19 protein-coding genes and 2 pseudogenes are annotated in these 18,467 nt (G+C 56.3%); 11 read left to right on the forward strand and 10 right to left on the reverse strand.

The features are described from left to right. Positions 1–85 precede the first annotated feature (85 nt). Positions 86–208: pseudogene (locus AC245Y_RS16620) on the reverse strand (non-homologous end-joining DNA ligase); the annotation flags it as partial. Positions 209–354: 146 nt separating this feature from the next. Between AC245Y_RS16620 and AC245Y_RS16625 the strand changes: the two are divergent. Then, positions 355–737: pseudogene (locus AC245Y_RS16625) on the forward strand (glycosyltransferase family 2 protein); the annotation flags it as partial. A gap of 688 nt (positions 738–1,425) precedes the next feature. Here AC245Y_RS16625 and AC245Y_RS16630 read toward each other — a convergent pair. Next, a complete protein-coding gene (locus AC245Y_RS16630) occupies positions 1,426–1,674 on the reverse strand; it encodes a hypothetical protein (RefSeq protein WP_128438247.1) in 249 nt (82 codons plus the stop codon). A 269-nt stretch (positions 1,675–1,943) separates the two neighbouring features. Between AC245Y_RS16630 and AC245Y_RS16635 the strand changes: the two genes are divergently transcribed. Next, positions 1,944–2,150 (forward strand): hypothetical protein, encoded by a 207-nt coding sequence (locus AC245Y_RS16635; RefSeq protein ID WP_003542083.1) that lies wholly within the window; start codon positions 1,944–1,946, stop codon positions 2,148–2,150. A 404-nt stretch (positions 2,151–2,554) separates the two neighbouring features. Here the strand turns inward: AC245Y_RS16635 and AC245Y_RS16640 are convergent, their stop codons facing one another. The 7 genes from AC245Y_RS16640 to AC245Y_RS16670 all read right to left on the reverse strand — a co-directional run bounded on the left by AC245Y_RS16640 (position 2,555) and on the right by AC245Y_RS16670 (position 8,208). Further along, the gene (locus AC245Y_RS16640) at positions 2,555–2,803 is read right to left on the reverse strand and encodes a hypothetical protein (protein ID WP_017994913.1); all 249 of its coding nucleotides are present in this window, start codon (positions 2,801–2,803) and stop codon (positions 2,555–2,557) included. Positions 2,804–2,906: 103 nt separating this feature from the next. Further along, entirely contained in the window at positions 2,907–3,614 is a 708-nt protein-coding gene (locus tag AC245Y_RS16645; protein WP_017994914.1) for a TfuA-like protein, read from the reverse strand. Next, the gene (locus AC245Y_RS16650) at positions 3,611–4,786 is read right to left on the reverse strand and encodes a YcaO-like family protein (RefSeq protein WP_017994915.1); all 1,176 of its coding nucleotides are present in this window, start codon (positions 4,784–4,786) and stop codon (positions 3,611–3,613) included. The genes AC245Y_RS16645 and AC245Y_RS16650 overlap by 4 nt, the downstream gene beginning before the upstream one ends. Positions 4,787–4,828: 42 nt before the next feature. Then, complete coding sequence (locus tag AC245Y_RS16655) at positions 4,829–5,041, reverse strand: hypothetical protein (RefSeq protein ID WP_003561841.1); 213 nt, start codon at positions 5,039–5,041, stop codon at positions 4,829–4,831. A gap of 20 nt (positions 5,042–5,061) precedes the next feature. Beyond that, positions 5,062–6,909 carry a peptide antibiotic resistance protein gene (locus AC245Y_RS16660; protein WP_017994916.1) on the reverse strand — a complete coding sequence of 616 codons (1,848 nt, stop codon included), beginning with the start codon at positions 6,907–6,909 and terminating at the stop codon, positions 5,062–5,064. A gap of 9 nt (positions 6,910–6,918) precedes the next feature. Then, positions 6,919–7,344 (reverse strand): helix-turn-helix domain-containing protein, encoded by a 426-nt coding sequence (locus AC245Y_RS16665; protein ID WP_017994917.1) that lies wholly within the window; start codon positions 7,342–7,344, stop codon positions 6,919–6,921. Positions 7,345–7,515: 171 nt separating this feature from the next. Then, positions 7,516–8,208 (reverse strand): class I SAM-dependent methyltransferase, encoded by a 693-nt coding sequence (locus AC245Y_RS16670; protein WP_012758601.1) that lies wholly within the window; start codon positions 8,206–8,208, stop codon positions 7,516–7,518. A gap of 501 nt (positions 8,209–8,709) precedes the next feature. Here AC245Y_RS16670 and AC245Y_RS16675 point away from each other — a divergent pair. Further along, complete coding sequence (locus tag AC245Y_RS16675; RefSeq protein WP_017994918.1) at positions 8,710–9,600, forward strand: DUF6030 family protein; 891 nt, start codon at positions 8,710–8,712, stop codon at positions 9,598–9,600. A gap of 31 nt (positions 9,601–9,631) precedes the next feature. Here the strand turns inward: AC245Y_RS16675 and AC245Y_RS16680 are convergent, their stop codons facing one another. Continuing rightward, positions 9,632–10,006, reverse strand: coding sequence for a hypothetical protein (locus tag AC245Y_RS16680; RefSeq protein ID WP_012758603.1), 375 nt, complete (start codon positions 10,004–10,006; stop codon positions 9,632–9,634). Positions 10,007–10,212: 206 nt separating this feature from the next. On the opposite strand from AC245Y_RS16680, the gene AC245Y_RS16685 reads away from it, so the two are divergent. The 8 genes from AC245Y_RS16685 (at position 10,213) to AC245Y_RS16720 (ending at position 18,451) form a co-directional block, all read left to right on the forward strand. Then, on the forward strand, positions 10,213–11,286 hold the full coding sequence (locus tag AC245Y_RS16685; RefSeq protein WP_026157451.1) for an endo-1,4-beta-xylanase: 1,074 nt from the start codon (positions 10,213–10,215) through the stop codon (positions 11,284–11,286). Positions 11,287–11,317: 31 nt separating this feature from the next. Continuing rightward, a complete protein-coding gene (locus tag AC245Y_RS16690; RefSeq protein WP_012758605.1) occupies positions 11,318–12,469 on the forward strand; it encodes a glycosyltransferase in 1,152 nt (383 codons plus the stop codon). After that, positions 12,469–12,975 (forward strand): acyltransferase, encoded by a 507-nt coding sequence (locus AC245Y_RS16695; RefSeq protein WP_003561851.1) that lies wholly within the window; start codon positions 12,469–12,471, stop codon positions 12,973–12,975. Before AC245Y_RS16690 ends, AC245Y_RS16695 begins: the two co-directional genes overlap by 1 nt. Beyond that, a complete protein-coding gene (pssM, locus tag AC245Y_RS16700; protein WP_012758606.1) occupies positions 12,972–13,874 on the forward strand; it encodes an exopolysaccharide glucosyl ketal-pyruvate-transferase in 903 nt (300 codons plus the stop codon). The genes AC245Y_RS16695 and pssM overlap by 4 nt, the downstream gene beginning before the upstream one ends. 151 nt (positions 13,875–14,025) lie before the next feature. Continuing rightward, positions 14,026–15,528, forward strand: coding sequence for a lipopolysaccharide biosynthesis protein (locus AC245Y_RS16705; protein WP_003561854.1), 1,503 nt, complete (start codon positions 14,026–14,028; stop codon positions 15,526–15,528). A gap of 31 nt (positions 15,529–15,559) precedes the next feature. Further along, positions 15,560–16,564, forward strand: coding sequence for a polysaccharide pyruvyl transferase family protein (locus tag AC245Y_RS16710; protein WP_012758607.1), 1,005 nt, complete (start codon positions 15,560–15,562; stop codon positions 16,562–16,564). A 39-nt stretch (positions 16,565–16,603) separates the two neighbouring features. Beyond that, positions 16,604–17,425: a hypothetical protein gene (locus AC245Y_RS16715; protein ID WP_017994921.1), complete on the forward strand. Its 822-nt coding sequence runs from the start codon at positions 16,604–16,606 to the stop codon at positions 17,423–17,425. Positions 17,426–17,506: 81 nt separating this feature from the next. Continuing rightward, the gene (locus AC245Y_RS16720) at positions 17,507–18,451 is read left to right on the forward strand and encodes a glycosyltransferase family 2 protein (protein WP_012758609.1); all 945 of its coding nucleotides are present in this window, start codon (positions 17,507–17,509) and stop codon (positions 18,449–18,451) included. The last annotated feature ends 16 nt before the right edge of the window (positions 18,452–18,467 follow it).

The raw sequence follows: 18,467 nt of genomic DNA on the forward strand, positions 1-18,467 counted from the left end.
TTGCCGGTGCAAAAGTGACGCGCGCCGCCAAAAAGACGGTTACCATCTACCTGTGAGGAAGCTGATCCGTATCCATCGGTGCACAGCTGTGATTGCCAGCTTTCTTGCCGGGTGCGCCCAGCGATCGCTGCAGCAGCCCGAAACCCGGCCGCCCCTCCTCGTCGAGCACAACTGCCCCGCCATCGATGATCATCAACGCCGGCCCCATGCCGATGCAAAACGCCCGGTCCAATGTCCATTCTGCAACCTGAATGACTTCGCCCGGTCGAACCTCTATCCGTACGGTCGCACTGCTGGCCCGATCCTCGCGACCTTCGTGCCGAAAACAACCCCCGTAAAATGGGTGCCATCGATAATGAAACTCTACCGGCTTTTGTCGTCTGCTGCGCCCGCGCGTCGGCACATCTTTATGCATTTTCAAAATTTGCCGCTTGAAAGACTAGTCCAGCGCTGCGACCTCGCTCAGACACATTTATCATCATAGCCCAATGCTCGCCTCCGGCATCCTCACCAGATTGATCTTTACAAAAGCCAACAGAGCCTCACGCAGGGCGTTATCGAAAGTCTGGCCAGCGAGGGAACAAAAGCAAAAGAATCTCAGGAAATTCGACGAGATAGACCCGCTTCTCCCGTTGGTTGGCGGTTGGTCTCGCTTTAGAACGGAGGCATTGCTCAGCCGCTTGTCTGAGATCGATCGGTCTGGCGAATGCTCTGCGGCGATTTCGCAGGAGGCCTGACGACTATCTCCACTATTTTGTACTACAAAATTTTATATTAAAACAGAATAGTAATTGCTAAAAAATGGAGTAATCTACATAAAAAAGAATTACCCCAATAATGAACTTCGACAATGTCGATTTTAACTGCAATCATACGTACGCACTGTGCAAGCATTCCTACTGGAGGACCCGCCAACCACCCCGGCGGGTCCTCAACTTTGCTTCCCGGCTGGTTGCCATAATGCGGTCGCCGTTCTCGCTGCATCAGCATAATTAGATCTTGCTTGGATAGTGGTATCATGCTGTTGAGATCGGCTTGATCAGAAAATCCCCCATCATCGGCAAGTGAAGGTCAAAGCTCGGGTTCTTTTTTGTCAATATTTCGACCGGCGCTTCAATTCATCTCGGGGGTGTTTTCGGATCCGCAATGAATTGCAGAGACAGAAAGATTGTCATAAAGCCGAGATTATCATCCGGCAAAACATCATAAGTATCGATGCCACACGGAAGCATAATACCTCTTATGACTATCGGGATGAAACTCCTTAGTCATCTTATAATTGATTTTTAAATACAACCATTATCTGTAATTAATAATTTTACCTTTTGATAAAATTTTACTTTCTAAAGTCAGTTACAGATACAAACTTATTGTGCCTAAAGTTTCAAAAGCATCGACATTACCTTCGACGCCGGAACAGAAGATCTACCGACAGCCACTTCCCGCCCCGGGGCTCTCAACGACCCGGCAACTGCCTTCATCATTGGTGAGGTTGTCCCAGCCGATAGCCCAACAATCTCGGGATGATTGCGCGGGAAAAAGCTGCCGATGCAATTCAAGACTGCCGAACAAAAAGGTAATATATTGATAAATAAAGATATTTTCCAACTCCACGCGACCTGTACCGATCGATTCAGCCAACAGCATTCGGTCTGTCATTTCAAAGGTCGGCATATAAGCCTGCACTCGCCAATGGAAATATGACCCACAACCCGCGGCGCAGGACATACCTATCCCCTTTGGCGAGCCTCCCGATACGAAACAACCGATACGCTTGGGCGAAGTTGGTCAGTCCTGATTCAACACGCCAATAGCCTGTTTCACACCCCGACCTGTGTCGAAATGGTCGCACCTCGCCAACGAATTAACCCTTCATAAAGCATTTGCTTGCTCAACTTATAATTTGTGTCATGGTCACTGTAAGTAGTGAGGGAGCCGACCTGATGAGTGATATAGCATCGCAGATTCCGGAATTTGGTTACGATGAGCGCGTGATGATCTGCCGGAAGCAGATCGAGAAGGCGGTCTATCAGTTCATTGCAAATACGAAGGTCGAGGGATGCGATCCGGCGGAAGTCGCAATGGCCATCGCAGACATCGCCGACGACTACATTCTGCTGCTGGCACAGAAGCGCAACCTGACCCATTAAGATGAAGGGTCGGTCGTCGAAAGGCTGGTCGTGCAGAAGACATTGAGTGCGAAATCGCGCCGCCTCCCTGCCCGGAGGCAACGTCAGTGAAGCCGCTTGCCCCTCGCTCGAAACCATCCGTGAGATGGAAGTCGAACAGCTTCTGAATAAAGCGCCAGCGGCCGGAAACGAGCCGGGCTTCCCTAACCTACAATTGACACGAAACGCCGAACCATAGGCCCTTACCGGGCGTCCGTTTCAGCGCGTTGCCTCACGGCGATTGAAATAAACGGCTCCGTTCGATTGACGACTGCTTGGCTGCGCGCAACCACACGCATAACCCCGAAAATCGAAGCTGATTTTCGGGGTTATCGCGGGTTTGAAGTGGTGGAGCGTTCTCGGCGTGTCCGATCGGACGCGCCGTACTAATGACTTCTCACACTCACTTGCGGAACTGGAGAGCTCAATTCAGCCAGTTCCCTGGTCAACCCCTCCCCCACCTCCTGCTTCACGGCCTCAAGCGCAAGGTCGAGGCAATTCGTCGCGAACGGCAGTTTGACATCCTGAGCGACCTGTCGCGCATAGGCGATCATTCGCGCCAACGCGACGAGCTCTTCCAGACCGTCTTCCGCCCCTTGGTCTGCATCTATCTTGAAAACCGATGTCACGCCCATGCCCCATTTCTCCAATGAATTGAAGAAATGATACGCGTGTGGAGGTGATCCAGCCCGTGAAAAAAGCGTGACACAACCCTCGGTGACTATTGCCGGCTTCGGTTCACAATGCAGGGCGCGTCAGGAATGAGGTTTCGTGCAGTTTCCAGGGCAGATCGGCACTCGAGCGAATGTCACGGGCGTCCTGCACGGCTTTCAGCAACGCCAAGGCATCGATGCGTTTTTGATCGATGGCATTCGACAGTAGTACCGCGAGCAGATCCGTACGATCGCGCTCGGCCAGCCCTCCACATTGCTCGACGATCGATCGCCATGACCGCTTCTTGAAGAAGATCGCGCTTGCGGCATCTTCGAGCTCCTGGCGCACCCCACTTGGCAGCAGCCCGCGATCCACCATCACATCGAGCGTTGCGCTGACATTGACGAGCGGTACCGTCAGCGCTTTGCTGCCCAGCGCGCTCGGCGCGTGCGTGAGTGCGACGGCGGCATCGTCGACCAGCCGGCCGGTGCGATAATCTTCGAAAATGCGGCCGATCCCGATCATGCCGAACGGATGGCATTCCGCAGCGCGCAACGCGCCCATGCTTGCCGCCCCGAAAACCGCGACGCCCAGCGAAAGAGCATAGAGAATTTCCTTGTGCCAGACCGGTGCGGCATATTCGAAGCCGCCGTCAATCAGGCCGATGACATTGGCGCCCTGTTCCACAGCAGCCAGGACATCGCCTTGCGTGGCAGGCGGCAGGATGCGTATCCCCTCGCCGGCAAGCGACGCCGCATCGGGAAGACTGGGACCTGCGAAAATGATCTTCAAAACCCTATTGCCCTGGCAAGCGCCCTCGTTCCAAACCGCCGGGCGCGCTCCCCCTCCGGATTTTCGAGCTCGGGGATGACAATCTTGACGACGCTGAAGGGAAGCGTGTCCTCGCTGAGGCGCACGGCGATCACCGAAGCGATCCGCCTGTTTCTGAGCGCATCGAGCACATGCTGCAGCAAGTGCGCCAGATTTTGTTGCCGAAGTCCTGCCGCCCCGGCATTGCCGATGGCGGCAGCGGGCGGTGCGGCAACCGCATCGAAGGCCCGCCGCATCAGCGGCGGCAACGATCGTGAGAAAGTTGCGGGAGAAATATCGTCCCTGGCTCCACTGATATAGGTCAGCCGGGATTGCACGGCTTCCGTCACCGCCCGAATGGCCGCGCGCACGGGAGACGGATGAGCGCCGGTTCCGCCGGTTACCTCGACGAGGCGAATATCCCGGTGGCCCAGAATCGGATCTCCAGGGCCCAGCATGGCGGTGAAACAGGGGATCGCGATGTCGCTGGTGATATCGAAGAGCCTGAGCGCCAATCCCGATGTTTCGATCTTGTCGATCAGCCCGTCCAGGGCGCCGTCCTTAAAGCCGCGGGGATCGACGCAGCCGGCATAACGATCCGGTTCCGCGCCCACCTGCCACAGCACATGGGCGTCACGTTCGATACGCTCCAGGACGCCGTGGAAGATCGCTTCCTCGACATTGTTTCCCGATGCCAGGCCGTCCGACGACATCCAGTATCGCGCGTCACGTGTGCGGTCGAGCACCACCGCTTCAAAGGGGATATAGACCTCGCCGCCGGTGAGGATATCGACGCCGGCAACCCATTCCGTCTCCTCGTCCGGTCCGAGATCGGGTTTATGAAGAGCGGTGAGGCAGTTCAGCGTGTCGGTCTTGTGCCCCATTTCCTGCAGACGGGAAGAGGTGCCGCGGACAAGGTCGACGGAGGGTTCGCCGGCAACCGCCCGTTCGAGGGCTTCCATGACGGTGGAGACCTTGGCATCGAGATCGGTCAGGCCCTTTCCTTGGGCAATCACGATCGAGCGGGAATTCGGGGCGTATGCGCACCAGACGGGGATTCCGATGTCGTCCAGTCCCGTATGTCGCGCAACCCTGGTAATGCCGAACCCGGCCAAAAGAGGTTCGACGCGGGAAAGAGTTTCCCGCGGCGACATAACCCTGTCGGAATATAGGAACTGGTTTGTCAGAATGCCGGCTCAGCCGTCGACGTGACCGGAAAGGGCAACCTGCGCCGACGAAACCGCAACGGCGAGGTCGACGCCCTTGACGAAAGTGCCGCCGGCCTTGCGCAGGCCGTTTGCAGTCGCCAATTCCCCCGTCGGATTGAGAGGCTTGACCGTACCCGCGTCGAGATCGGCAAGCCAGAGACCCGCCTCACCAGGTATTCCTATAATAACAGCTTTTGCCATGTAACGCCCCTCAGCTATTGTTAAAAACCGGCCTTCAGCAGGCCCTCCCGATAAAGCTCTTTTTGCCAATCTTCCTTGAAGGGAACGATGGTGAGCCACTTCTCGACGTCGAAGACCGGGTTGATGCTTTCGGCTCGTTGCCGATGGAACAGCGCCCGTTTTCGATCGCCGATCATTGCGCAACTGGCCGCGGCGATGCGATGGGCCGGCGCCTTGTCTTTCATCGCCTCGACATAGGCGATGGCCTCCTCGTACTGTTCCAGGAAGAAGCTCGCTCCCGCAGCGCACCAGAGGTAGGCGTCAGGCGCGATCGGATTGAGCGAAATCGCTCTTCTGATCTTGGCGAGCGCGTCGCCAGGGCGGGATGCATGCACGAGCGTGTCGGCATGGCTGTAGATGACATCGGCAAAATGCGGGCTGAGTTGTTCCGCCAGATCAAGTGCGGCGACACTGGCATCGACATCGCCGAGATAGAGTTTGGTGACGCCAAGCTCGCGATGGCCCGCCGCCGAGGCCGGATCCCGCTCGATGGCCCGAAGCGCGTTCTGCTCCGCCAGATGCAGCAGCTCATTGTTACCCTGCGCCGTCACGAGCCACTCGCTGGTGAAGGTTCTCGCCAGCCCGGTAAATGACGGAGAGAAATCCGCCTTGTGCGACAGCGACTGCTTGAAAGCTTTTCGTGCCCGGCGGATATGCGGCAATGTCAATTTGCTCATCAGGCTCGAGCCGACCAGATAGGCGTGATAGGCCTCAGGATTGGCTTCGAAGCGTAAGCGCTCTTCCTCGTTTTCAGCCAGCTCGCGGGCCACCGACATGGTCAACTGCTGCGCAATCAGCCGTCTCTGACGCGGCAATATATCGGGCGTCATCGTAAAGCGATTGGCCCAGATGATCTCGTCCGTGGGAAAATAAACCAGCTGGGCGAACAATCCCTCTTCGGAAAGCCGTGTATCCAGAAGATAGGCGATCGAGTGACGGGCGACCACAGCAGCCTTCTCGGAATCGCGGCGGATCTGGCCGGCCGTATGGGGCGCTACGATGGAAATGTTTCTGAGCGCGCAGAGTTCGATCGTGACGTCTTCGATCAGGGCATTGGCAAGCGCAAGCCCGGCATCGGCATGTTTCGATGTCGGGGGAAGCAGCACCAGTCGAGGCAGGATCAGCGGCGCTGGCGACATGCGTTCGATGTCGGCAGTTGCCTCACCGCCGGCCTCGGAACGCTTCACCTGTACCCTGGCATGGCCGTCATCGTTCGGCAATCTTTCGCTGAGGGACGAACCGCCGGATAGCCGGTGCAGTAAGGCTCTGACCTGCTCGTCATTCGGATCCCGTTCGAGGATCTGCAGAGCGGCGCCGGAAATGGAGCGCGTAGCGCCGGGCTTTTGCGCATCCGGCAACGCGTCCAGCAGTGCCTGCCGCAACTGCAGCGCCTGAGCGTCCCGTTGGGCCCTGATCCAGGCGTCTATCAGCTTTGTCGCTGGTTTGATATTTCCGATGAACCCGCGCTGGGTTAATTCGGCGATTGCGTTCAGCCGCTGCAGCGGCGAACCGCCGGCGCGAAAAATATCCAGATCGCTGGAAACTGCCTGCGTGTTGAGACGAACCGTGGTGGCGGTGAAATCGAAGGGCAATTCGGCGCGCCCGCCGTCTGTCTCGCGGATGCGGGAAAGCAGTTTGCGCAGATTGAGCCGCGCCAGCTCTGGTTCGACATCATTCCACAGAAACTGGGCCAATTCGTACCGGCTGAGCTCATGGCTCGCGCCGGCATAGAGATGGGCCATCATCAACAGGCCCTTGATCGGATAGCGAACCTGGTCGCCATTCGTCTCGATCAACCGCAGATCGCCAAATGTCTGCAGATGAAGCACGATCCATCCTCAGCTGTTCACAACCGAATCTTGCAACTCATTGCCGCTGTCAGACAATCCCGTGACTGCCAGGCTTTTGGCCAACGCCACCAGCTTTTGCCTGATATTCGGGTCTTCGATGGCGATGAATGCCTTGTTGAGCGCCAACCCCTCCTTCGAGGACAAAAAGCTGTTCAATTCATTCGTCGCGCCGTCGATCGGTCCGGCGCCGCCGTTCTCGAAGAAAAAGCCGATGGGCACGCGAAGAATCTCGGATATGCGCTGAAGACGGCTGGCGCCTATTCTATTCGTTCCCTTTTCGTATTTCTGGATCTGCTGGAAGGTAATGCCCAGAAGTTCGGCCAAGCCGTTCTGGGTCATCCCGAGCGTCTTTCGCCGAACGCGCACGCGGTTGCCAACATAAACGTCAATCGAATTCGGCGATTTAGCCTTCATGTGAATAAGTCTCCCGCTTTATCAGCACGCCCGGCTGTATAATGGAGAGTTTAAGCAAGAATGCAACTAAAAGTAAATATTTCGTAAGGAATTTTTTCAGCAGCACACACAGTAAAAACAACCTGTGGATTATCGTAGCCAGCACCATCTGGCGCGGATGCGCATCGTGCTCTATCGCACCCGTCGCAGCGCACGAATGCCCTCCGAAATCAGTGTCGCTCCGACGCCATCTCTAAGAGGCTTTCGCGCAACGGCAATCATCGACTTGGCGAAAACGGGAATCCTTCCGACATATTCAAAATGAACATTGTCGAAGCCGGCATCCAGCAGCAGCGTGCTCAGCGTGTCTTTTGACCAAAACTTGATATGCCCATGATCCTTCAACGGCATGAAATGATCGTCCATTTTCCCCATCGCAGCCAGGGCCAGGTTCTTCAGATAACCGTGATAAGGCGTCGACATCACGGCGATGCCGCCCGGCTTGACGAGATCGTACATCGTCGAGGTGAAAGCCTTCGGATCGTAGACATGTTCGACGACTTCCAGGCTGATGACAGCATTGAAGGTGCCGTATTCCCTGGAAAGGTCGTCATAGGCCGAGCCGACATTCAACGGCAATTCGGGATAATTGACATTGGCCTTGGCGATGCCATCGCTGGAAGGATCGACGCCGACGACATAATATCCTTTTCCCGCAAGAGCCGCCGCCGCCCCGCCGGTACCGCATCCCAAATCAAAGACGTCGTTCTCGAGAGAACCGTCGAAATGGCTCTCCAGCACGTCGACCACCGCGGGCAAGATATAGGCGTGCGCGGTTGTTGGTTTGGCGTGAACATAGGTGGTTGCGTCTAGCTCGACGGACATGTTCCTCCCCTCGGCGATTGCGCGGCAACCCTATCGAAGAATACGTCGAAAATTTGATTGAAATCCGCCAAATCACAAGGATAGTCAGAATATAATCTATAGTTTTATAGTGCAAAATAAAACTTTTGCGTTAATGTTATTTATAAACATGATACATAATAATATAGTTTGGCATTTTACCTAATAATACCAAGGAATACCCTAGAAAATTCAACGGAATCCATAATGAGAGCGAACAAAATCTATGCAAAAGCGGACGATTCATAGGCTGAATGGCAAGATCATCCGCTATCTGCCATTGCGATTTCCCGCAGTTACATTGGAGATTGCCGATTGAAATGGTGTTACGGCGGCGGCGCCGAGATCTGTAGCCCCTGCCTGATGGCGAGGCACAAAGGTGCCCAATTGCCGACAAGAAGCCAAAGATATTTAACGGATAAATGTATACTGCTGGATTTAGACAGCCCGATCGAAACCCTTCTCGCGCCGGAGAAGACAAGCTTGCCCGATAATTCGTCGTCCGCATATGCGAAACAGCCTGTGGGAAAACCGCGGATTCCCGTGGTCTTCTGGTTGCTGCTGACGATTTCCCTCTCGCTGATCATGGGAACGGTGCTGCTTTCCAACAACATGAAACACTTAAAGACGGTCAGCCATTATTTTGGCTTCGATCTCTTCCCCCAGGAGGTCACACCGCCTCCCCCCAAAGCCCTTCCCCGCCCGACACCACCGGCCACCTTCACGCTTCCATTGCATGTCATCGAACCGCCCGTGGTAGAGACCGCGTCGACTTTCCTGCGGACATGGCGGATATCCGGCGCCGCAATGTGTGCGGCGTTGCGCAATGCCGGCATCGAAACCAGCGATTGGGCGGCGGCGAGCTTCAACGCCGATACGTTCGAATGCTTTTTCGAGCGGAGCGGCAAGCGCGAGAAGGATCAGCTCTCGAGCTCTATCTTCGTCATCGTTCGCGGCGACGCCGCCGGCACGATCAACAATATGCGCGTGAAAATCATCAATCCCGAGACCGATGAAAATGGCCAGCTCGATCCCGGCATTCTGCGAATTTTCGAAATCATGCTGCGCCAGCCGCAATGGCTCGATTTTCACGAAACCCTGAACGCGATCACGAATCTGAAGGACATCAAGGAAGACGGCTTCGGAGCCGGTATCAGCTTCAGCCGCGAGGTTCTCAATCCCGGGAATTACAACTTCACGCTCTCGCTGGATGCAACTTCAGGACCTCAGAAAAGAACCAGAAATTATTTTTCCGGCAGAAGATGGCTGCCGTTGCCGGATCCCGCAGTCGAGACCGACAGCCCACAACCGGAATCAGTCTCCAAGCCTCCCCATACCCAGGCTCCGGCTGAAAGTCAGGAACATCGGCATTAGGTTCTTCGGCTTCATGCCACGCGTCGGCTGATCACGCCATGTGACTGGCATCGTCGTGATGTCTGGCCATTATCTTGTAGAGCTCTTTCAAACTGTCCGCACTCGGCCGTTCGGTACAGTCCCCACCCGCCAGACGCCAGACACGCTCGACATTGAGGTCCTGCGTGACTTGCGCAAGGTCTTCGTTCAGCGAGCGAATGACGACCTCCGATCGGCGCAACCGCCACGACATTCTGACCAGCGCTGCGAACGGGAAAAAAATGATGCCGATAATGCCGAGAACAAGGACTGCGAACTGCCAGTCATCGAGAACAGACAGACCGTTTCGAACGGCCGCCATAAAAAAAACGGCATTTTGAAATGCCATGTGAAAATAGCTCATCAGATAGCTGGACCAATCTTCCATCACGAGCGCCCTCCCCGAGCGGTTTATATCTTGGAATATGCTGAAAAGTCTAGCAGACGCGAACAATATCCCCTGCCGGGAAAGTATATTTGAGGTTGTATTACTCTGCTGAATTGAACGCGAGGCCCCGTGATGGATCGGTGCCGACGAGCCCGGCCTTTCAAATTCCACCGCGGACATGAAAAAAGCTAACAGTGAGAGATAGAATGAATAGAAGACGTTTCCTCGCCTCGGTTCCGCTCGCCCTGTTGTATGTCCGTGCGGGCCAGGCCCTCGCACAGGTGCCTGCCTCCGCAGGGCTGCGCGTCCTTGCCGACAGGAAGTCGTTCCGATTCGGATCGGCAATCGACCTGCAAAACATCAACGATCCAACCGCTGCCGAGATCTACATCGACAACGTCAATTCAATAACGCCGCGAAACGAGTTGAAGTGGAATTCGACGGAAAAGAGACCGGGTGTTTTCAGCTTCGGCAGCGCCGACCGCATGGTTGCATTTGCGCGCAAAAACAACATGAGGGTTTATGGCCATACGCTGATCTGGTATCGCGTCCCGGGCTGGGTGTCTGACATCAACGACGCAAAGACCATTCAGGCGGCCATGAACCGTCATATAAAACAGGTTGTCACTCGCTATAAGAACTCAATCGATGCATGGGATGTGGTAAACGAACCGTTGGAGTATGATGCACCGGATCTGCGGGATTGTGTTTTCCGACGCCTTCTTGGCGACGATTATATCCGTATGAGTTTCGACATGGCGCACCAGGCCAATCCCGGCGCGACGCTGGTGCTCAACGAAACGCATCTGGAGAAAAAATCCGACGTGTTCGAACAGAAGCGCGCGCGTATCCTGAAAATCGTCGAGGATCTCGTCGCCAAAAAAACGCCGATCAATGCGGTGGGTCTGCAGGCGCATTTCCGCCCCGGACTCGACCGGATCGATCCGGAAGGAATGGGGCGCTTCTGCGCGGCGCTGAAGGACATGGGTGTCGGCGTTTTCATCACCGAACTGGACGCGTCCTGCCACTTCCTGAACCGCGACAAAGCCTTCACGCCGGCATCCTACGCCGATATTTTCAGTGACGTGATCACCGTGGCGGCCGAACATGGCGACTTGAAAGGCGTGACAGTATGGGGCATGTCGGAAAAATACGGCGAGCGCGATGAGAAAGCGGCCGATCCCGCTGCGGCTTGCACGAAGCGCGTTAATCTTTACGACGAAAATAATGCGCCAAGAAGTGCGATCGACGGTATCCGCCGGGCAATAGAGGCGATGTGATGCACAAGACAACGGAGACGCAAACAGATTCATGAAAAAAGCCGTTATTTATGTGGAAAAATTTTTGCCTGCCAGCCAGGCATTTGTTCTCAACCAGGCGGTAGCGTTTCGTTCTTTCGAAGCTGAAATTCTTGCCGGCTCGCGAATTTCTTCGGCGCATACAAAAAAATCCACTGTTCCGGTTCATGACATCCGTCGGTCTCCCATTGCGCGGGCCGGTGAACTGCTACTGAAAATCCCGCAGATCGGCCTTCCCTTCCTCTTTCCTGCGATCGGCAAAGCCGATCTCGTTCACGCCCATTTTGGCAAGAACGGGTATGTCATCGGCCCGTTGGCCCGGGCCGCCGGCAAGCCGCTGATCACGACCTTCCACGGCTTCGACGCCACCTATCGCGGCGACCCGAAAAAGCCGGGCGGCTTCAATCAGGTGCGCTTCTTCGCCAAGGGCCGGAACGAGATGGCCGGCTGGAACAGTTGGAACATCGCCGTTTCCGATTTCATCCGAGATCGGCTGCTGGCACTCGGCTTTCCGGCCGAACGCGTCTATCGCCATCATATCGGCATCGATCTCGATCTCTTCAAAATGGAGCCTCGTCCACGAAAAAAAGGGCGCGTGGTTTCAATTGCCCGCTTCGTCGACTATAAGGGCCATCGTTTCATGATCGATGCGCTTTCACGTGTGGCCGCCGCCGGCACTCCGGTCGAATTCGTCATGGTCGGCCAGGGTCCCTTGAAGGAGGAAATCGAAGCACTGGCGCGTCGTTCCTTGCCAAGCGTCACGATCCATGAAAATCTGTCGCAGACTGAGATAAGAGATCTGCTCGCCAGTGCGGAGCTTTATCTCCATGGAAGCGTGACCCTCGACAATGGTCACGCCGAAGCTTTCGGCCTCGCAAATCTCGAGGCGGAAGCCGTCGGTACTCCGGTCGTCGCATTTCGCTCGGGAGGCGTCGGCGAAGCGATCGAAGAGGGGAAAACTGGTTATCTCGTGGAGGAGCGGGATGTCGCAGGAATGGCGGAGGCGGTCGGAAGACTGCTCAACGACCAGGCTCTGTGGACAGCCTTTAGCGCGCGGGCACCGCTTCTGGTGGCCGAACGCTTCGACTTACGTCGTCAGACGGGGACGCTCGAGGACTATTACAGTTCCGTGCTAGACGAATTTTCCAGCCGGGGTCGGACTTGATGGTGCAGACAGGAAAAAAGCCGAAGTGGGGACTGAATGTATTTCGGCCACTGCGGAACGGATTTGTGAAGGCCAAGTGGCTCTACTATACGAAATTCTGGGGAATGGACATCGATCCGACGGCCAGCTTTTCCTTGAGCGTGCGTTTCGACAAGACCAACCCGAAGGGATTGCATATCGGCGCGGAAACTTACGTCGCCTTTGAGGCGGCGATTCTGACCCACGATCTCACGCGCGGGCTCTATCTTCACACGAGGATCGGCAAGCGCTGCTTTATCGGCGCCCGCAGCATCATTCTGCCCGGCGTCGAGATCGGCGACGAATGCGTCATCGGCTCGGGCTCGGTGGTGACCAAGAGCGTGCCGCCGCGCTCGCTCGTCGCGGGCAATCCGGCAAAGATAATCCGCAGCGACATCAAGATCATTTCGCGTTACGGACGCATGGCACGCGAAGACGAGACGGTCTCGCAGATCGTGACGCACTTGCCGACTGGAGAAGCGCGATGAAGATGTTTGCCTACCGGGGGAAACACGAGAATTTTGGCGACGAACTGAACCATTGGCTCTGGGAGCGTCTGCTGCCCGGCTTCTTCGATGACGACGAAGGTCAACTCTTTCTCGGCATCGGCTCGATCCTCTACGACAATTTCGACCCGAACATGCAAAAGATTGTCTTTGGCTCGGGTTATGGCGGCTACACCAACCCGCCGAAAGTCGATCGCAACTGGACGTTTTATTTCGTGCGTGGAAAGAAGACAGCCGAAATCCTCGGCATCGATCCGAGCTACGCCATCGGCGATTCGGGCATTCTCACGCGCAGCTGCTGGGATGCGAAAAGCATCGAGAAGCGTTATCCGGTCTCCTTCATGCCGCATTACGAAAGCGCCATGTACGGCAGCTGGGATAAGGCCTGCGAACTCGCAGGCATACACTATATCGATCCGCGCTGGCCGGTGGAAAAGGTTCTGACCGAAATCAGCGCATCGCATAAAGTGGTGTCCGAGGCGATGCATGGCTGCATCATCTCAGACGCGCTGCGCGTTCCCTGGCGGGCTATCCGGCCGATCGCGCCGGGGAATCGAGCCAAATGGTACGATTGGGCAAGTGCGCTTGATCTCGAGATCGACTTCGACGCGATTGGCCCGTCAAACCTCGTCGAAGCAGGAGCGTCACTGGTACGGAAAAACACCTACCTTTTGAAGAACATAACGTTCCGCCACCGCCGCATCCGTCAGCTCACTGGCAATTATGTCTTCGGGTCGACGGTCAAGACGCTGCAGCGGGTGGCGGAGAAACCAGGACAGCTGAGTTCCGACGAGTCCATGATAAATGCGCACAACAGAATGCTGCTGGAGCTGGATCGGCTGAAGCAGGATTTTTCCAAGAAAACGGCAAGCGTCCTGTGATGATGCAAACCGGATTCATGACGAGGCGATAAGGCATGATCCTTTCAAACTCCACCAACACTCCCGCCTCCCGCAAGGGGGGCAAGCACTTTGGATGGGCGCTCGGCCCGCTTAGACGGTCAGTATCCTTGACGTGCGGAGCCGTTCGACCATGAGCAGTGTTACCGATCGACTGATTCAAGGCAGCATGTGGCTGAGCCTATCCCGCGCCATCGTCAACGGGCTCTCGGCGCTCAGCACCTTCGTTCTCGCCTGGTACCTCGCACCGGCCGACTTCGGTCTCGTTGCCATTGCAACGACGATCCAGGTCATCTTGAGCTCCGTCACCGAACTCTCACTCAACCAGGCGCTCATTCGTCACGAGGCGCCGAGCGAGGTTCATTTCAGTGCGGTTTGGACGTTGAGCGTCACAAGAAGTGCGATCTTGGCGTTGCTGTTTGCCGCCAGTGCCTATCCAATAGCCGAATTTTATAACGAGCCCCGGCTGACAAGCGTCATGCTTGCTTTGAGTTTCAGCTTGCTCCTGAGTGGTCTCGCCAATCCGCGTCGCGTCATGCTCCAGCGTGATCTGATCTTCTGGCAAGAATTCGTTCTCAACGTGTCGCAAAAGCTGGTTGGCTTTGTCGTGACGGTGGCAATCGCTGCCATCTACCAGAGCTACTGGGCTCTCGTTCTTGGTACCCTCGCCTATCAGATTACCAATATCATCGTTTCCTACACCGTCTTGCCATTCTGGCCACGGGTGACCTTCCGGCATGCACGAGAATTGTTTTCGTTCTCGCTCTGGCTGACGGCCGGACAGATCGTCAACACCCTGAACTGGCGGGTCGAGTATCTGTTAATTGGCAAGATGCTGGGCGCCACGCAGCTCGGCCATTATACCGTCGGCAACACCCTTTCGACTCTGCCGACGCGCGAGGCGACGGCGCCGTTGAACCAGACGATTTACCCGGGCTTTTCGAAAGTCCGCAACGACCCGGTCCGGCTTGTCGCCGCCTATCAGCGTGCACAGGCGCTTCTGGCGGCGGTGGCGCTTCCGGCCGGAATCGGGATGGCAGTCGTAGCTGATCCGATGATGCGGCTTGCCTTGGGGGAAAAGTGGGTTCCCGCCATCTTCATCGTACAGGCACTCGCATCGGTCTTCGCTCTGCAGACCCTCGGTTCGCTCGTCCAACCGCTGGGCATGGCAAAGGGCCATACCAAGATGCTGTTCATCCGCGACACGCAGATGCTGGTGGTCCGCGTGCCCATCATCATCGCCGGTCTGATGATGGCCGGGCTTCCGGGCGTCGTTTATGCCCGCGTGTTGACGGGTCTGATTTCCACCGTAGTCAACATGCTTCTGGTCAAGCGCTTGATCAATCTGCCATTCTTCCAGCAGCTCGCGGCAAACTTCCGCGCGCTTGCCAGCGTTGCCTTGATGGCTGCCGGCGTCTGGGGATTGTCGCATCTTCTGAACACCCCTACCGACAAGCTGGCGCTGGCACTCCACCTGGCCATCCTCGTCGTCACCGGCGGCATTCTCTATCTCGGTTCCAGCTTTGTCCTTTGGCTCGCGATGAAGAAGCCAAATGGCCCGGAAACCGAAGTTCAGCGTATCTTTGTCAAGTTCCTGTCAAAAGCCAAACGTATGGCCGTACCCAAGTCGGCCTAAAAGCTAAACGAACATCAACAAGCGAGGCAGAATGACCAGCCAATCCAGAACGGAGCTGATCGCAAAACTTAATGGTATGATCCACGATTGCCTGAAAGACTATGTCTCACGCGATGAACCGCTTGCGATCCTCGATTTTCCCGACATCCGCAATTGCGGCGACTCCGCAATCTGGATGGGCGAAATGGCCTATCTGAAGGATCGCTTCGGCAAACGCCCGGACTATGTTTCGAGAACGACGGACTTCTCCGCAGATGAGCTGAAAAAGCGCGTGCCGACCGGTCCGATTTTCATTCATGGTGGCGGCAATTTCGGCGACATCTGGGTTTCCCACCAGGATTTCCGCGAAGCCATCATGGAGCGTTTCCCGGATCGGCAGATCGTCCAGTTTCCGCAGTCTATTCACTACAGTTCACCTGAGCGCATCGAGCAATCCGCACGCGCAATCGCGCGTCATAAGAATTTCGTGCTGCTCGTGCGCGACGAAGAATCGAAGGAATTTTCCGAGAAGCACTTCGACTGCACCGTACGGCTATGCCCCGACATGGCCTTCGCCATCGGGCCGCTGCCGGACAGGGCAACGCAGATTTCCGTCCTCGCCATGCTGCGAGAGGATGCGGAACGGGTTGGCGGCACCGATCGCAAGATCCCTTCTGATATTCCTGTGGAGGACTGGATCACCGAGTCGAAACGCAAGGTTGATATCGCCAAGAAATTGGGGGCAGCTTCGGCTTTCCTGGCACTGAAGCCGAGCGAAGTGGCATTGCGCAAGCTGGACGCGGCGGCGCACAACCGCTTCGAGCGCGGCATCAGCCAGATTTCACGCGCCCGCGCCATCGTCACCGATCGCCTGCACGTTCATATCTGCTCGCTGCTGCTTGGTCGGCCGCATGCCGTATTGGACAACAGCTACGGAAAGATCCGCCGCTTCATGAATGCCTTCTCCGGCGGGACGGACCTTTCTTACAAGGCAACGTCGCTTGAAGATGGAATCGAATGGGCGCGTCACCAGGCCGGGCAAGGAGCTCGCGGATGACTGAGACGCCGCGCGCTTGCAGGATCAGGAGGTAATCCGATGACCCTTGTCACCTTCATTATCCCGGTCAGACATCAGGACAATGCCCGCGACTGGAGCAGGCTGAAGGGAAATCTGACCCAGACCGTGGCCTCAATTTCCAACCAGACCAATGGGGACTGGCGTGGCATCATCGTGGCCAACGAAGGCGCCGATCTGCCAGACCTGCCGGAGAAATTCTCTGCCGTGCGTGTCACCTTTCCGCCGAACGACCTGCATGAGCTTGGAAAGGGCAGCAAGGAAGACTTCCTTGATGCCTTCCGGGCAGACAAAGGCCGTCGCGTTCTAAGTGGCATGTTGACCGCCACCGACAGTCGCTTCTTCATGATTGTCGATGACGACGATTTTGTCAGCTCTCGGATCGTTCAACACGTGTCCGAGAATCGAAACGCCAACGGATGGACGATCGACCATGGTTATATCTGGGACGATGGCGGTAGTTTCCTGTTTGGCCACGACGACTTCAGTCATCTTTGCGGTACCTCGTTGATTATTCGCGCCGATCTCTACCAACTGCCGACCCGGTTTGAAGATGCTTCGCTCGACTGGATCAAGTCGATGCTGGGCAGCCACGTCCGCATAGCGGATATTCTTGCGCAACGGGGAGCACCGCTCACGCAGCTTCCCTTTCGCGGGGCGGTCTATCGGGTCGCCCATGGCGGATCGCATAGTCAGGCACCGAGCCTGCTGCGGCAGTATTTCCTCAACCGCGGCGTACTCACCAAACCGCGGCGGTGGTTGCGCAATCTTCGTAAGCTGAGGGTAGTCGGCGAGGGTCACAGGCGCGAGTTTTTCGGCAAGACACGGTCGAACCCCGCGTAAGAGCCGATCGTTCGAACATCGCACAGGCAGTCAAAATATGAAGCTTTTCTCTTTCGACTTCACCAAGAGGGTTGGTAACTGATGTCGGATCTATTCGTCAGCGTGCTCTTTGCATCTTACAATGGCGCCAGCCGCCGGCTGCGCCACACTTTGGATTCCTTGGTGCGCCAGGAGCTTCCCCACGATCGATGGGAATTGATTGCTGTCGACAACAATAGCAATGACGATACGTTTGATCTTTTGAAATCGTACAGCGAGAAGCTTCCCATCACCATCCTGCAGCAGCGCAAGCCCGGAAAATCCGGCGCGCTGAATTTTGCTTTGGATCGGGTCAAGGGCGATCTCGTTGTCTTTACGGACGACGACATCCGCGCGGAACCCAACTGGCTGCAGGCGATCGTCGACTGCGCCATCGCCCATCCGGGTTATGGCGTGTTCGGAGGCAGAATCGTCCCCGATTGGGAAAAGGAGCCGAAGGGCCGCTTTATCGATTGGATTCCCATGGGATCCACGTTTGCGATCGTCGATGAAACGCAAAGCGGACCGTGTGACCCGACGAAAGTCTGGGGTCCCAACACGATCATTCGGCGAGAGTTGCTCGGAACGAGCGTCCGCTACCGGGAAGATATCGGCCCTCTTCCAGGAAAGATATTTGCCATGGGCGAAGATGCGGAAATCATCATTCGTCTGGCCGCAAATGGCGCCAAATCCTATCGATGCGCAGAGGCCGTGGTTCATCACTGGATACCGGCATCAAGTGTCACCGAGGATTGGGTACAGAAGCGAGGTGAACGGCTTGGCTATGGCATGCCGGCGCTTTTTCCCGACGAGGTGCCTGCAGGGGTGAGGCTGAGCGGAGTTCCGCTACCGATCTGGATCGAAAGCGCGCAGTGGGCATTTCGGGCAGCCATGCTCTATCTCTTGCCGCAATCGAAGAAGCGTTTCTGGGCTATCTGGAAATATTACTACATGCGTGGATATCGTGCTGGAATTCGCCGATATGCGCCCCAGACGCTCGCGCGGTGATCGATTGGCCCAGGAG

This window comes from Rhizobium sp. SRDI943 (assembly GCF_057653695.1).